This is a genomic window from Roseibium sp., from assembly GCF_965232425.1.
Classification (GTDB): Bacteria; Pseudomonadota; Alphaproteobacteria; order Rhizobiales; family Stappiaceae; genus Roseibium.
Map to the genome: position 1 here is coordinate 965,690 of NZ_OZ246971.1, position 14,204 is coordinate 979,893.

The following is a 14,204-nucleotide window of genomic DNA, read 5'->3' on the forward strand; positions in this document are numbered from 1 at the left end:
AAGGTACGTTTCGGGCATAAGGGTTTTGCAAAAAGGGACATTCTGTCCCATGCAGTTTCCGCCGATGCCCGGTGCCGGAACACAGGGCATCCCCGCAATCAACCGGTTTTGAAACAGGTGTCCGGTGCTCAGAACATCCAGGTCTGAGGATTGGGAACCGGTTCTCCGCGCCCGGCAAGCTGCAGGCCCTTGATGCAGCGGATGATGGCCCAGACCAACGTTGCGATCAGAACAAAAATACCGATGAACACGAACATCAGGACAACGCCGATGATGCTGAACAGGAACCCGATCCAGAATGTCCTGATCTGGTAGACGTAGTGGGTATCCACCCATTCGGCCGCCTTGCCCTTGTTCAGATAGGCAAGGATCACACCGACGATCGACGTGATCCCGACGATGATGCTCACGAGATAAAGGATGTAGATCAGCGTGGCATTCTTGCCGCCCGGTTCCATGTACCCGGCGACATCGCTTTGGTCGTTCATTTCCCCCACCTCCGCTCAAAAAAATGCATCAAACATGCGCACCCGCCGCAAGCGAGGCAACACGGGTTTCACCCTATGCGACGGACCCGGAATTGCAACATCTTTGGCAGGGTGCGCGCTGACAGCACCGGGGAAGCGAAGGCCATACGACTAGGGTACGGCCTCATAAATGAAGTCAATTTGGTTTGGATCGTTTTGACCAACTGCGAGGAGCGAAAGCGCAGGAAATGTGGTTCATTTTCAAGCCTTTCGCGACGTGGCAGATGGTCAAAACGGCCAAATCCGAAGGACGGCAAAATGGCTTTACCTCGCAGCGTCACCGCGCTTGACCGGGCATAAAGCCCGCTCTGCGCACGCTTCCTCGCGAGATTTTGCCATTTCTGCCGCCAAATCGGCTTCAATTATGGGTCCGTGCCCTAGGTACGGCCTCATGAATGAGTCCGTGCCTAGACGCCCGCCGTCATGCGTCCCGGATTGAGGATACCGCTGGGATCGAACTGCGCTTTCAGACGCGCTGACAGAGACGCGAGCGGCGCCGGCTGCGGCTGAAAAACGTCCATGTTGGAGCGGACAGACGGAACAGCGCGCACCAGGGTGGCATGGCCGCCGCCGGCTTCCTGCAACGTGCCGCGTATGTCGCTCTCGTGCACGAGGCCGTCGACAAGAGACACCCAGACGAGGCCGCCGCTCCAATCGTAATAGGCCTCGATATCCAGCTTCCCGCGCAAAAGCTCGACCAGTTTCGGGCCCTGCGTCGGAGCAACCGAGATGCGCCAGACGGGAGCATTCGATCCGGCAAACGGTTCGACATCCCGGATCGTCCGCCACAGCGACCGCGAATCATTTTCGGCAAGCCGTTCGGGTGAGCCGAAGGCGCTCAGCAGCTGCTGAAGCCCCTTGAACCGGTAGTCGACCGATGTCTCGAAGCCTTCCAGCCGGAGGATCGTGCGGCTCTTTTCTCCGCCGACACCGGCCGGGAGATGTGCTGCGCCGGACACCTCCGCCGACGAACCCATCGCCTGGCACAGGGCCGCAATGGCGCTTTCGTCTCCGAGCCCGGTGAGGACGAACGAGGCCGACGTTTCCGGTTTCGGGTTGACCTTCAACGTGACGGTCGAGGCGACGGCCAGCGTCCCGAAGGAACCGCACAGCGCGCGCGGCAGGTCGTAGCCGGTCACGTTCTTGACGACCTTGCCGCCCGAATTGAAGATTTCCCCACGCCCGGAAACGGCCTCCATTCCGAGAACATGATCGCGGGCCGCGCCGGCCTTGATGCGCCGCGGCCCCGACAGGTTCGCAGCAAGAACCCCGCCGACTGTCCCCTTGCCCGCGTCGACACCCTGCAAGGGTCCGTAATCCATCGGTTCGAAGGAGAGTTCCTGCGCGTTTTCGTCAACGAGTTTTTCAACCTCGGCGATCGGCGTCCCGGCCTTCACGGTGAGGATGAGCTCCGCCGGTTCGTAGCTGTCAACACCCGAAATGTCCGACAGGTCCAGAACATGTGCGGCCTGAACCGGCCGTCCCAGGCCCCGCTTGGAGCCCTGGCCAATGATCTCAAGCGGCTGTTCCTCGGCGGCCGCCCATTTTACCGCATCCTCGAGTTCCTGGGTCGTCCGCGGTTTCAGTGTCGCATCCATTTGTCGTGATCCTCAGAACCGGGGAATGTCGGGGAAAGGCAACTGGCCCTTGTGGACGTGCATCTTGCCCAGCTCCGCACAGCGATGCAGGACGGGAAACACCTTGCCCGGGTTGAGCAGGTGTTTTTCATCGAAGGCGCATTTGACGCGCTGCTGCTGTTTCAGGTCCGCGTCGGAGAACATGTCCGTCATCAGATCGCGCTTTTCGATGCCGACACCGTGCTCACCGGTCAGGACACCGCCGACCTCCACGCACAGGCGCAGGATATCGGCACCGAATTCTTCCGCTGCATCCAGCTCGCCCGGCTTGTTCGCGTCGTAGAGAATGAGCGGGTGGAGATTGCCGTCTCCCGCATGAAAGACGTTGGCGACGCCGAGCCCGTGCTTTTCGGACAATTCGCGCATGCGTGCCAGGACCTTCGGCAGTTCGCGGCGGGGAATGGTGCCGTCCATGCACAGATAGTCCGGCGAGATCCTGCCGACAGCGGGAAAGGCGGCCTTGCGTCCGGCCCAGAAGGTCATGCGCTCTTCTTCGCTTTCCGAAATGCGCACATGGCTCGCCTGATTCTGCCTGGCGATTTCCTCGACGCGCCCGATCAGGAAATTGACCTCATCCTCCGGCCCGTCCAGTTCGACGATCAGAAGCGCTTCCACGTCCCGCGGGTAACCTGCATTGACAAAATCCTCGGCCGCATGGATCGCCGGCTTGTCCATCATCTCCATACCACCGGGAATGATGCCGGCCGCGATGATGTCGGCGACGCAGCGCCCGCCGTCTTCGCTTGTCGGGAACCCGATCAGGAGCGCGCGCGCCGTTTCCGGCTTCTGCAGGATCCGGACGATCACTTCCGTCACGACGCCCAGCAGTCCCTCGGACCCTGTCATCAGTGCCAGGAGATCGTATCCTTCGCTGTCGAGATGCTTACCGCCGAGGCGAACCACCTCGCCATTGATCAGAACCATTTCCAGACCAAGCACGTTGTTGGTTGTCAGGCCGTATTTCAGGCAGTGCACACCACCGGAGTTTTCAGCGATGTTGCCGCCGATGGAACAGGCGATCTGCGACGACGGATCGGGCGCGTAGTAAAAGCCCTCGTGCTCCACCGCCCGCGTGATTCCCAGGTTCGTGACCCCCGGCTGAACGACAACCGCGCGGTTGTCGAAATCGATATCCAGGACCCTGTTGAATTTCATCATGGACAGGAGGACGCCATCTGCAAGCGGCAACGCGCCGCCGGACAGGGACGTTCCGGCACCGCGGGGCACGACCTTCACGTCGTTGTCATGGCAGTATTTCAGGATCTTCGAGACCTGCTCGACGGTTTCGGGCAGCACGACGATCAGTGGCAACTGGCGATAGGCAGTCAGCGCATCAGTCTCGTAAGCGCGCATTTCGCGTTCTTCATGGATCACACCTTCGCCGGGCACGATTGCCTGAAGGGCTTTCAGTATGTCCTCACGGCGGGCAAGAACGTCCTCGTCCGGTGCAGGCATCGCGATCGCGGTCACGGCTGTCTCCTCGCGGTTTTCATAAAATTGATCCAGTCGGCTCGCCCTGTCGTAACAGGTGCTGGTAGTTCATCGGCTTTTCCAGAATGTGACAAGTCTGGTCGCGTTGGGAAGTGTTCGCTGAACAATAATTGTCTTTCTGAGAGATTGAAAATGAGCAATCTTACGGACATGGAAATCTTCGCACGCGTGGTCAGCTCGGGCAGCATGTCGGCGGCCGGTCGTGAGATGAGCCTGTCGCCGGCCGTGGTTTCCAAGAGGATCCGCCGGCTCGAAGAAAAGCTCGGAACGCGCCTCCTGCAGCGGACCACACGCCAGATCGCCATGACAGAGGCCGGTCAGGGTTTCTATGAACGCGTCGTCGCGATCCTCGCCTCCGTGGAAGAGGCGGAGTCCTTTGTCTCACGCGGCTCGGCGAAGGCACGCGGCAACCTGCGCGTCGCCGTCCCGACATCATTCGGACGGCTGCACATCGCGCCGCATCTCGGACGGTTCCTTTCCGAAAACCCTGATCTGGCGGTCAATCTCGACCTGTCCGACGACTTCGTCGATATCGTCGGCGACGGCTACGATCTGGCGGTCCGGATTGCCGAACTGTCGGATTCCAGTCTGGTCGCCCGCCGCCTCGCGCCCGTGCATCGCATCTTGTGCGCGAGCCCGGAGTATCTCGAAAAACACGGAGTTCCCCAGAGTATCGAAGATTTGGCAAGCAATCATGTGACGCTTGCCGCGACGAACCAGGATCCGTGGCGGCTGGCCGGCCCGCAGGGCATCGAGACCGTGAGAACGCAAGCACCGATCAAGACCAATTCGAACGAAGTCGTGCGGGAATGCCTGCTTGAAGGCGTCGGCATTGCCCTGCGCTCGACTTGGGACGTCGGTCCGGAATTGCGCGAAGGCAAACTGAAAATCCTGTTGCCGCAGTACCGCGCCTCCAAGGATGTCGGACTTTATGCCGTTTACCCGAGCCGGCAGTTCCTCCCGGCCAAGGTCCGGGTGTTCATCGACTTCCTGGCAAAGCTCTACGGTTCTTCGCCTTACTGGGACGCGGGACTTGACGACTGGCTGCGGTTGCCAAGCAACGCGAAGGCAAGCTGATCACCCGCTTTTGAGAGTGCTGCCGCCCGGATGCGGATTAGTATCTCTCCCGATGCGACCGTGCGTCACTTGCACTTTCGAGTTCCATCCTGTTGTGTGTGTGCGTGCTCCTGCACGCAAATTGAGGGAGAGATGTATGCATCGTCTGCTGATGATCGCCGGAAGCGCGCTTCTGGCACTGACCGCTCAGGCAAGTGCCGAGGGCGACCCTGTCAAGGGTGAGAAAGTCTTCAAGAAATGCGCCGCGTGCCACGCCGTTGGCGAAAACGCGAAGAACAAGGTGGGGCCGCAATTGAACGGGGTCGTTGGAAGCCCTTGGGGCCGCATCGACGGGTTCAAGTATTCCAAGGCTCTCATCGAAATCGGTGACGGCAAGGTCTGGGACGAGGAAACCCTCTCCGTTTACCTGACCAAGCCGCGGGACCTCATTCCAAAAGGCAAGATGGCTTTTGCCGGCCTGCGGAAGGAAGAAGACCGCGCCAACGTGATTGCCTACCTGGCGCAGTACAAGGAAGACGGCACGACCGAATAGCGGCACGCCTGACTTACCGGACCAAAGCAAAGGCTGGGATTTCCCAGCCTTTCGTCTTTTCTGATCGCCGTTTCAGTGCTCGCCGTGATGCTTGCGGATCCGGCGGACCACCCACCAGATCAGAAGGACGACCAGCGGGACAGCGAGACCCGTCGTGATATTCGCGTTCGGAACCGGAAGACCCGCCTCCTTGCCCGCTTTTGCCAGATAGGAGATCAGGCCGACGACGTAGTAGCTGACGGCCGCGACCGACAGGCCTTCGACCGTCTGCTGCAGTCTCAGCTGCAGCCGGGCCCTGCGGTTCATCGACTGCAGCAGGCTCCGGTTCTGGCGCTCGAGTTCGACATCGACCCGGGTGCGCAACAGCGTTGTCGCCCGGGCGAGCTTTTGTGACAACATCGCCTGCCTGTCCTCGATCGCCTGACAGGTACGCATCGCGGGTGCAAGGCGACGCCCCAGAAACGACGACATGGACAGCTCACCGGGTGCGGCAGCCTCGTTCAAGGTTGCGAACCGCGCCTTGACGATTTCGTCATATGCCCGGCTCGCACCGAAACGGAAGCTGCTTGCGGTTGCACCGGCTTCGAGAACGGCGGCCAGTTCGGTGAACTTGTCCAGCAGTTCCTGGTTTGCGCCGAGGGCCGAGGCATCCTTCATCTGCCCGGTCAGTTTGGCGAGTTCGATCTCCGCGCGCCTGATCTCCGGTTGCAGGCCTCCCGCCTCGAACAGGCCGAGCATCGCCAACGTTCGGTAGGTTTCGATTTCCAGAAGCCGCTGCACCACGGCTCCGGCCTGCACGTCGCTCAGTGACCGGTTGAAGACCAGAATGCGTGTCAGCCCATCGCCGTCCTGCCGGAAATCCGTTGCCGCAAGGGCCGCGCCGTCCTCCAGTGTCGACACCGTCAGGCTGCTTTCGTCGAAATGGCCGCGCCAGTCGGTTTCCTCGGCGGGCTCGCGCAGTTCCAGCCGGACGGCAACCAGAAGATCGCCCGGCGCACGGAACGCCGCGCCAAAGGGATGAGCCGCCGGCAGGTCGCCGAAAATCCGGTCTGCCCGTGCCGCCCCGTCCCAGGTGTAGGTGATGAACTCGGCATGCTGCTCCCAGCTCAAGGTGCCGCCGCCAAAGGACAGGGTGTGGTGCCTGGTTCCGGGGGCTGGACCCGGTGCTCCCCTGGAAACGCAGAACTCCGACAGCCATGCCTGATCGGCAGCCGCTTCCTCCGTATTGGCGAGGAACGCGTAGTGCAGGATCGTCCGGGGACCGGCAAGCGGACGGAAGGGACGCGCATGTACCTCACCCAGCACCCGCTCGCGCATCGGCGATGTGCGAAAGGCCGGCAGTGTCGACCCGTTTTCTGATCCCTGTCCCAAGATTCCCGCCTCGCCCCTATGAAGACTGCGCTTACTTTGCTCACACCGGACGCGTTATACCAAGGTCTAATATTGTCACAGGTGGTGATGGCAGCGCCGGTGTCGCCACGATACAGCAAATTGGATAAAAAATTGACCAATTGAGAAACCGCCCCTATTGTGCGCCGAAACACCGGGGACCCCGCGGACATGTTCCAGCCTGTCGATCATCAGAAAACCGCCGATGCCGCAGTCGAGCAGATCGAGAATCTGATCCTGAAAGGCGTCCTGCATTCAGGCGACCGGCTGCCCTCGGAGCGGGACCTTGCCGAACAGATGAAAGTGTCGCGGCCGGTCCTGCGGGACGCGCTCAAGATCCTTGAAGAACGCAGGCTGATCGAGGCGCGCCGTGGCGGCGGAACCTTCGTTTGCGACCTGATCGGGCCGATCTTTTCCGATGCCGTCATCGAACTGATTGCGCGGCACCCGTCCGCGATCAGTGACTATTTCGAGTTTCGAAGGGGCATCGAGGGACAGGCGGCCGCCCAGGCGGCGATGCGTGCCGCACCGTCCGACATCGAACGCCTGGAAGAGATCGTCCGGCAGATGCACAGCGCACATGAGGCGGAAGACCTTACTGCCGAAGCCCTGCTTGACGTCGACTTTCACCATGCGGTCGGCGAAGCCGCCCACAATGTCGTCATGCTGCACACGCTGCGTTCGTGCTACCGCCTGCTTGAAAACGGCGTCTTCTATAATCGGGGCCGGCTCTATCACCATCCCACGGCGCGCAGTGAATTGCTGCAGCAGCACAGCGCGATCGCGGCCGCCATCTGCAACGCGGACCCCGCGGGCGCACGGCGCGCTTCGGAAGAACATATCGACTATGTACGCGGCACGCTGAGCGAAGCCGAACAGCTCGATCAGCGTGAACGGCTGGCTGAACTCAGGCGCGTCAAACCCCTCAAGAAATCTGCAAGATCCTGACAATCCGGGAGGATGAACCATGACAATCGTAACCGATGTTGCCGACATGCAGGCGCTGGCGAAACGCCGCGTCCCGAAGATGTTCTATGACTATGCGGACACCGGCTCCTGGACGCAAAGCACCTACCATGCGAACGAGGCCGCGCTGCAGCGCCAGAAGCTGCGTCAGCGCGTCGCGCGCAATATCGACAACAGGTCGGTCAAGAGCACCATGACCGGACAGGATGTTTCCATGCCGGTCGCGCTTGCCCCGGTCGGCCTGACCGGCATGCAACATGCGGATGGGGAAATCCTGGCGGCACAGGCAGCAGAAGAATTCGGCGTTCCCTTCACGCTGTCGACCATGAGCGTGTGCTCGATCGAGGATGTGGCCGAACACACGAAGAACCCGTTCTGGTTCCAACTCTATGTCATGCGCGACCGGGGGTTTTCCGAAAGCCTGATGCAACGGGCGAAGGCCGCCGACTGTTCGGCCCTCGTGCTGACGCTCGATCTGCAGGTTCTCGGACAGCGACACCAGGATATCAAGAACGGCCTGAGCACGCCTCCGAAGCCGAAACCGCATGTTCTGCTTGATCTTGCCTTCAAGCCGCGCTGGTGCCTGAACATGCTGCAGACCAAACGGCGTGAATTCGGCAACATTACCGGCCATGTCTCCGGCGTCGACGACATGACTTCCCTTGCGGAATGGACCGCGAGCCAGTTCGACCCGACCCTCGACTGGTCGTCCGTGGAGTGGGTCAAGAAGCACTGGGACCGCAAGCTGATCCTCAAGGGCATCAATGATGTGGAGGACGCCAAGACCGCCGCTGAAATCGGTGCCGACGCAATCGTGGTGTCGAACCATGGCGGCCGCCAGCTCGATGGTGCCCTTGCCTCCTATGACGTCCTCGGCGATATCGTCGACGCCGTCGGTGACAAGATCGAAGTCCAGTTCGACGGCGGCATACGTTCAGGACAGGACGTTTTCCGCGCGGTCGCGATGGGCGCCCACGGCACCTATATCGGCCGTGCCTTTATCTATGGCCTCGGCGCGATGGGCAAACCGGGCGTCACCAAGGTTCTGGAGATGATCCACAAGGAGCTCGACGTGACCATGGGTCTGTGCGGGGAGACCGACATCAAGGACGTCGGCCGGCACAACCTGGTTCTCTAGTCTCTGCGATCAAAGGAGCGCGAGCCATGCTTCGGTAAGAGCTGCTCCGATCCGGTCCGCCTCGCCGGCGTTCAGCCTCGCTTCTTGCTCCATGCGCTCCGGCCAGTCTGGCGTATGGGGCAGGATCTCGTCCGCGAGGTGATGCGACCAGCCGGTGACGTCCTCAAGTGCGGCTTCGAAGTGAAACTGGATGGCATAGGTCGCACGCCCCATGCGGAATGCCTGGATGGGCGTCATCGCGCTGCTTGCCAGATGTACCGCACCCTCGGGCAGCGACACGGTGTCAGTGTGCCAGTGGAACAGCGGTCCGCCCTCCCCCAGCATCCTGAGCACCGGATCGTTCCGCCCCGCCGCCGTGGGTGACACCTGATGCCAGCCGAACTCGATCGGCCGCGCCAGAATGTTGTCCGCGCCGAACGCCCGGCCGATCAGCTGGCAGCCGAGACAGATGCCGAGCACCGGACGGTTTGCCTCATGAAAGCGCCTGATCAGCGCGCATACGTCCGGCAAGAACGGGTACTGCGCATCGGCGAGGGCATCCTGCCCGCCTCCGAGCACCACCAGGCCGCTGTGGTGTCCGGCACTGTCCGGCACGGTCTCTCCCGCGTAGGCCCTGACGACCCGGTATGCGATCCCCATGGCGTCCGCCTTCCTGCCGAACGCCGCAAGATCGGCCTTCGGATAGTTCTCAATCACGAGCAGAGGCATCTTCTGAAACAGCTCCGTACGGGGCGTCCGCGTTCGAATCGACAAGACGTTATACCAACCTCAATAAGTAAGAACCTGTTCGATGGTTTTTTTCAGGTTCGCCGGCAAGGAGCGGTGCGCGGGCCGGCCTGGGTGTCCGGTCAAGCGACGCGACGCAGGCCGGCGGGCCTGAAAAACCACCGGAGGCCGCGCCATGAGAGTGTGCCGCCGCGTTGCGCATCTTGGCCGATGCCCCACATCGCGCTGCGACACGCTCCTTACGGAACACTCTCATGTCACGGTCGAACAGATTCTTACTTCTTAAGGTTGGTATTAATCATCTGCAGCTGTGATGAAAACATCAAAAACAATCATTTGCGCTGAACCGGGTGCCACGCCAGATTCCAGACAAGAATTTTCAGGACATGGTGTTTTCATGAGCGTCGCTTCTTCCGCGATCAGCCGCGACCCGAACGGCTTTACGGCCACTGACTATGGTCTTTATGCCGTGACGGTGCTCGCCTGGGGTTTCAGCTGGATCGCCATGAAAAGCCAGGTCGCGACCGTTGTTCCGGAAGTGTCCGTGTTCTGGCGGTTTGTTCTTGCCGCATCGATCATGATGGTCTGGGTCAAGTTCCGGGGGCACACACTTTCCTTCGGTTGGCGCGAGCACATCAGGTTCGCGGGCCTCGGCGCGCTTCTTTTCTCGACCAACTTCACGCTGTTCTACTACGGTGCCATGCAGATACCCTCCGGTCTTCTCGCGGTCATCTTCTCAACGGCATCGATCTTCAACCTGTTCCTGAGCCTGGTCCTGTTCGGTCAGCGCCCGAATCTGCTTGCCCTCGCCGCGGGCTTTCTGGGCTTTGCCGGAATTGCGTTCATGTTCTGGCCGAAATTCGCGGATGCCGAGTTCAACACACACGCCGCCGTGGGACTGGGCATGTGTATCGCGGGTACCTTGTCCTTCTGCTTCGGCAACATGGTGTCTGCGGACACGCAGAAAGAGGGCATCGCCGTTGCGCCGGCCACCGCCTGGGGAATGGTCTATGGGGCTTGTTTTCTGGGCTTGTTTTCGGCGCTTCGCGGCCAGAGCTTTGCCGTTGAGTGGTCCTATTCCTATTTCGGCGGGCTGGTGTTTCTCGCGATTGTCTCGTCCGTGATCGCCTTTGCGTCCTACCTGACGCTGCTCGGCCGGATCGGCTCCGCCCGTGCGGGCTACGCCACGGTCATGTTTCCCGTCGTGGCGCTCACGCTGTCGACGATCTTCGAGGGCTATCAGTGGACCGCCATTGCGGCGCTTGGCCTCGTCTGCGTGCTGGGCGGCAACATCATGATGCTCAAGGCGCGCTGAGGCGCTCCAGGATTATTCCGCAGCAAGCTGGGCGGCGGAGGTGCCGACATTTCCGATTGCCGCGATCAGGTGATTGCACAGGGTATCGTGCATCGCTTCACGCGCTGCGTCCGAGCGCAACAGCGCAATGTCGCAAGAGGGGAGCGTCGGGAAACCGTCCCGTTCATCCAGAATACGCATTCCATCCCGGATCGCGCTTTCCGGGAACACGGTCACGGCCAGTCCGGCCTGAACCGCGCCGACCAGAGCGGCAGCGCTGGAACTCGTGTAAGAAACGCGGTAACGCCTGCCCGCCCGGTCCAGGGCATCCATGGACATGCGCCGCCAGCCGCAGGAGGCTGGCCCCAGCGCAAGGCGGACAGTGTCCTGCGTGTGCGCGCAATGCTGCGTGGACGTCACCCAGTAGAGCGGTTCGCGGCGAATGATCTCGCCCCTGAGATCCATTGTGTCGCTCGACGTGGTGATCGCCACGTCCAGCGTGCCCTCGCGGATGGACTCGGTCAGTTTGCTGCTGCCCGAGCACTCGACCTGTACCTCGATCGACGGGTTCAACCTGTTGAACGCCGCCAGCACCTGGGGCAGGAGGCGGTCCGCGTAGTCATCCGGCACGCCGAGTTTCACGTGGCCGACTTCCTTCTTGCCGTTGAAAGCAGACAGGGTCTCGTCGTTGAGCAGGATCATCCGGCGGGCGAACTCGACCAGGCGCTGACCGTCTTCCGTCAGGCGCGACTGGCGGCCGTCCTTGATGAAAATCGGTTGGCCGACGCGTTCCTCCAGCCGCCGCATCTGCATCGAGACGGCCGACTGGGTCTTGTGAACGGCTTCACCGGCCTTGGTGAAGCTGCCCAGCTCGGCAATCGCTAAAAACGTGCGGAGCTGATCAATGTCCAACGCGTGATTCATCGGAATACTCCGCGGTTCAACCACATATCAAGCGGATGATTTGAGATTCGAATTGATTTGGCAAAGATACATCAAAATTTCTTACATTACAAACGGAATTTCCGCGCCTCAACTTAGGCAGAATTCATTTAAGATACTGAATTAATTTTATTTTCTGAACTACACGTTACTCGGCCGCGTGGGGCACCGACAGGTTGTCGAGCGACGAAACAATGTGCTCCACGAGGGCATCGGTCACGCGCGAGCTGTTATGCCAGGAACGCATGATGCCGATTTCACAATCCGGCAGTTTCGGAAAACCGTCGGCTTCCGTCAGCACACGCATGCCGGACCGAAGGGCACTTTCCGGCAGAACGGATATGGCGAGACCTGCCAGCACGGCAGCGCCGACCGCCGTCGAATTCCAGCTCGAATACAGAAGACGGTGCTCGCGCATCTGGTCGCCGAGCGCATTGATCGCGGCTTTGCGCCAATCGCAGGTCGCACGGCCAAGCGCCAGCGGCAGCGGCGATTCGTTTTCTATGGCGTGACGTGCGGACGCAACCCACAGGAGCGGTTCGCGCCTGACGAGGTCGACGTGTTTGCGCCCCTTCTTCTGGACGTGGGTGATGATCGCAACGTCCAGTTCGCCCTCGCCGATCATGTCGGCCAGATTGGGGGTCGGCGCACACACGACGCTAACCTCCGCCTTGGGATTGGACCTTGAGAACCGCGCCAGGATTTCAGGCAGGAACCGATCCGCATAATCGTCGGGAGTGCCGAGACGTACGAGGCCGGCAAGTTCGGTGTCGTCGAACGCGGCAAGGGTTTCGTCGTTCAGCTGCACCAGCCGCCGCGCATAGTGAAGCAGGCGTTCTCCGTGCTCGGTCAACCGGGACTGCCGCCCCACCCTGACAAACAAGGGTTTGCCGATCCGTTCTTCCAGCCGCCGCATCTGCATCGAAACGGCAGACTGGGTCTTGTGCACGTTTTCCGCGGCCCTGGTGAAACTGCCGCTCTCGGCAATGGCAACGAATGTCCGCAGCTGATCAAGATCGAGCATTAGCCCCCCAATGATAAGAGATCGTCATGTTTATCATGACATCCATTCGAAGGTGAAATGATTATTCTCCCAGACCCCATCACGCGGCGGATCTCCGGCGCGACCTGCTCACATCACACATTCTGATCTATTCCATCACAAACATTCGTTGGATTTATGTTTGTGGAATTGGCATCTTGAGGATGTTCCTCAAACAAGGATCGCCACAACTGGCGCGGAACAAGCTGCCGACACTTCCGTCGGCCGCTCACAGGAGACTTTTGCCATGACGCATTTCGCAAGCATCCCCTTCGTCGCTCTTCTCGGGCAGATGGCTGCCCGTGCATGGCGTGTGTTTAACAACCGGCGCCACGTGAACGAACTCACGCACTGGTCCGACGAACAACTCAAGGACATTGGCCTGACGCGGAGCGACGTTCGACGCGCGTTGGCCGAACCGTTCTATCGAGACCCGACATCTGTTTTGAGCACCACAACGACATTCGGCGGCGCTTTCAATCTCAGCGCAGCCAATAGCGTTCTGGAGAAACAGCCCCTTATCCTGATCGACGGACACAAGGGAAAACCAGGACAGATCGCCGCCTGAGTTCTTTCTGCGTCCCCGGATTTGCAGCCCCTGTCGGCAAGCCTTGCTGACGAAAACTGACCCGCCCCCCGGCGGGTCTTTTTTTATTTGTTCTCGTCGAGATCCCGGGCTGCTTTTTCAAAGAAACTGTCGAAGGCCCTGAACTGGTTCGACTGGAAGTCGCGTCCGGCCGCCATCCAGCTCGAGACCATTTCGTCGAATTCCGACGCCTGCTCCTCGGCTACGTCGTCGTCTTCTTCGGGGAGATCTTCTTCCGGCTCCGGGTCCGCGACGTGTTCGGCCGGTTGGCTGACAACGCTTGCCGGTTGCAGGAAGGATCCCCAGAACGCCGTCATCGCATCGGCATAGCCCTGCATGTAGTCGACCGGCGTCGGCTGCGGTTTCGGGCGCCCCCGGGCAAATCCGCGCAGATAGGCATCCAGCAGGTTCCGTGCCTCGCCTTGCAGGAACGGGCGCGCGACTTGTCCCATCGCGAGCGTTGCGGCAACGGGCATCATCTCTTGTATCGCATCGCTCTGAAGGCCGGTCAGACCCGAGATCTGCGCGGCCAGCGCGTTCTGGACGGCCTCCGGACCGAAGAACGGCGTCAGCGCGGTCCCGGACGCGTTCTGCATGAAGCTGGAAAAGGGCGAATCATCGCCGGTTCCGAATGACGAGGGCACACCGGGGAACTCGGCAAAGCCGGGCACGGCGCTGCCGAAATAGCGGAAGCCGTTCAGGGCCGCCGGCAAGAGCTGCTCCATGACCTTGCTCAGATCATCGTTCGACCATCCGAAGCGTTCCCTGACATCTTCGGACAAGGAAAAAACGTCAAATGGAGGCATCCCCATATCGCTGCCAATCATGGCATTGCTCCCCTCGGACCCGGGCAAGGC

At 60.8% G+C, this 14,204-nt stretch carries 14 protein-coding genes; 6 read left to right on the plus strand and 8 right to left on the minus strand.

The window, feature by feature from the left end:
- Positions 1-128 precede the first annotated feature (128 nt).
- From ACO08A_RS04480 to ACO08A_RS04490, 3 genes are all read right to left on the minus strand, one after another.
- Positions 129-488, minus strand: a complete 360-nt coding sequence (locus ACO08A_RS04480) for a DUF4870 family protein (RefSeq protein WP_319385976.1) — start codon at positions 486-488, stop codon at positions 129-131.
- Positions 489-934: 446 nt separating this feature from the next.
- A complete protein-coding gene (gene glcE / locus ACO08A_RS04485; protein WP_422040016.1) occupies positions 935-2,125 on the minus strand; it encodes a glycolate oxidase subunit GlcE in 1,191 nt (396 codons plus the stop codon).
- Between the two features lie 12 nt (positions 2,126-2,137).
- Positions 2,138-3,619: an FAD-linked oxidase C-terminal domain-containing protein gene (locus ACO08A_RS04490; protein ID WP_422041712.1), complete on the minus strand. Its 1,482-nt coding sequence runs from the start codon at positions 3,617-3,619 to the stop codon at positions 2,138-2,140.
- 168 nt (positions 3,620-3,787) lie between these two features.
- Between ACO08A_RS04490 and ACO08A_RS04495 the strand changes: the two genes are divergently transcribed.
- Complete coding sequence (locus ACO08A_RS04495) at positions 3,788-4,732, plus strand: LysR family transcriptional regulator (RefSeq protein WP_421981558.1); 945 nt, start codon at positions 3,788-3,790, stop codon at positions 4,730-4,732.
- A gap of 136 nt (positions 4,733-4,868) precedes the next feature.
- Positions 4,869-5,264 (plus strand): c-type cytochrome, encoded by a 396-nt coding sequence (locus ACO08A_RS04500; protein WP_422040017.1) that lies wholly within the window; start codon positions 4,869-4,871, stop codon positions 5,262-5,264.
- Between the two features lie 72 nt (positions 5,265-5,336).
- On the opposite strand, the gene ACO08A_RS04505 is transcribed toward ACO08A_RS04500, so the two are convergent.
- Entirely contained in the window at positions 5,337-6,581 is a 1,245-nt protein-coding gene (locus tag ACO08A_RS04505; protein WP_422041713.1) for a DUF3422 family protein, read from the minus strand.
- Positions 6,582-6,824: 243 nt separating this feature from the next.
- On the opposite strand from ACO08A_RS04505, the gene ACO08A_RS04510 reads away from it, so the two are divergent.
- Both ACO08A_RS04510 and ACO08A_RS04515 read left to right on the plus strand, forming a co-directional pair.
- Positions 6,825-7,601: a FadR/GntR family transcriptional regulator gene (locus tag ACO08A_RS04510; RefSeq protein ID WP_319385971.1), complete on the plus strand. Its 777-nt coding sequence runs from the start codon at positions 6,825-6,827 to the stop codon at positions 7,599-7,601.
- 19 nt (positions 7,602-7,620) lie between these two features.
- Positions 7,621-8,757, plus strand: coding sequence for an alpha-hydroxy acid oxidase (locus ACO08A_RS04515; RefSeq protein ID WP_422040018.1), 1,137 nt, complete (start codon positions 7,621-7,623; stop codon positions 8,755-8,757).
- Positions 8,758-8,766: 9 nt separating this feature from the next.
- Here the strand turns inward: ACO08A_RS04515 and ACO08A_RS04520 are convergent, their stop codons facing one another.
- Positions 8,767-9,465 (minus strand): type 1 glutamine amidotransferase, encoded by a 699-nt coding sequence (locus ACO08A_RS04520; RefSeq protein WP_422040019.1) that lies wholly within the window; start codon positions 9,463-9,465, stop codon positions 8,767-8,769.
- Positions 9,466-9,880: 415 nt separating this feature from the next.
- Between ACO08A_RS04520 and ACO08A_RS04525 the strand changes: the two genes are divergently transcribed.
- Positions 9,881-10,798: a DMT family transporter gene (locus ACO08A_RS04525; RefSeq protein WP_422040020.1), complete on the plus strand. Its 918-nt coding sequence runs from the start codon at positions 9,881-9,883 to the stop codon at positions 10,796-10,798.
- 12 nt (positions 10,799-10,810) lie between these two features.
- Here ACO08A_RS04525 and ACO08A_RS04530 read toward each other — a convergent pair whose 3' ends face one another.
- Both ACO08A_RS04530 and ACO08A_RS04535 read right to left on the minus strand, forming a co-directional pair.
- Entirely contained in the window at positions 10,811-11,701 is an 891-nt protein-coding gene (locus ACO08A_RS04530) for a LysR substrate-binding domain-containing protein (RefSeq protein ID WP_421981551.1), read from the minus strand.
- Between the two features lie 166 nt (positions 11,702-11,867).
- On the minus strand, positions 11,868-12,743 hold the full coding sequence (locus tag ACO08A_RS04535) for a LysR substrate-binding domain-containing protein (protein ID WP_319385966.1): 876 nt from the start codon (positions 12,741-12,743) through the stop codon (positions 11,868-11,870).
- Between the two features lie 265 nt (positions 12,744-13,008).
- On the opposite strand from ACO08A_RS04535, the gene ACO08A_RS04540 reads away from it, so the two are divergent.
- Entirely contained in the window at positions 13,009-13,329 is a 321-nt protein-coding gene (locus ACO08A_RS04540) for a DUF1127 domain-containing protein (protein WP_422040021.1), read from the plus strand.
- An 83-nt stretch (positions 13,330-13,412) separates the two neighbouring features.
- On the opposite strand, the gene ACO08A_RS04545 is transcribed toward ACO08A_RS04540, so the two are convergent.
- Complete coding sequence (locus ACO08A_RS04545; protein WP_422040022.1) at positions 13,413-14,174, minus strand: hypothetical protein; 762 nt, start codon at positions 14,172-14,174, stop codon at positions 13,413-13,415.
- Positions 14,175-14,204 lie beyond the last annotated feature (30 nt).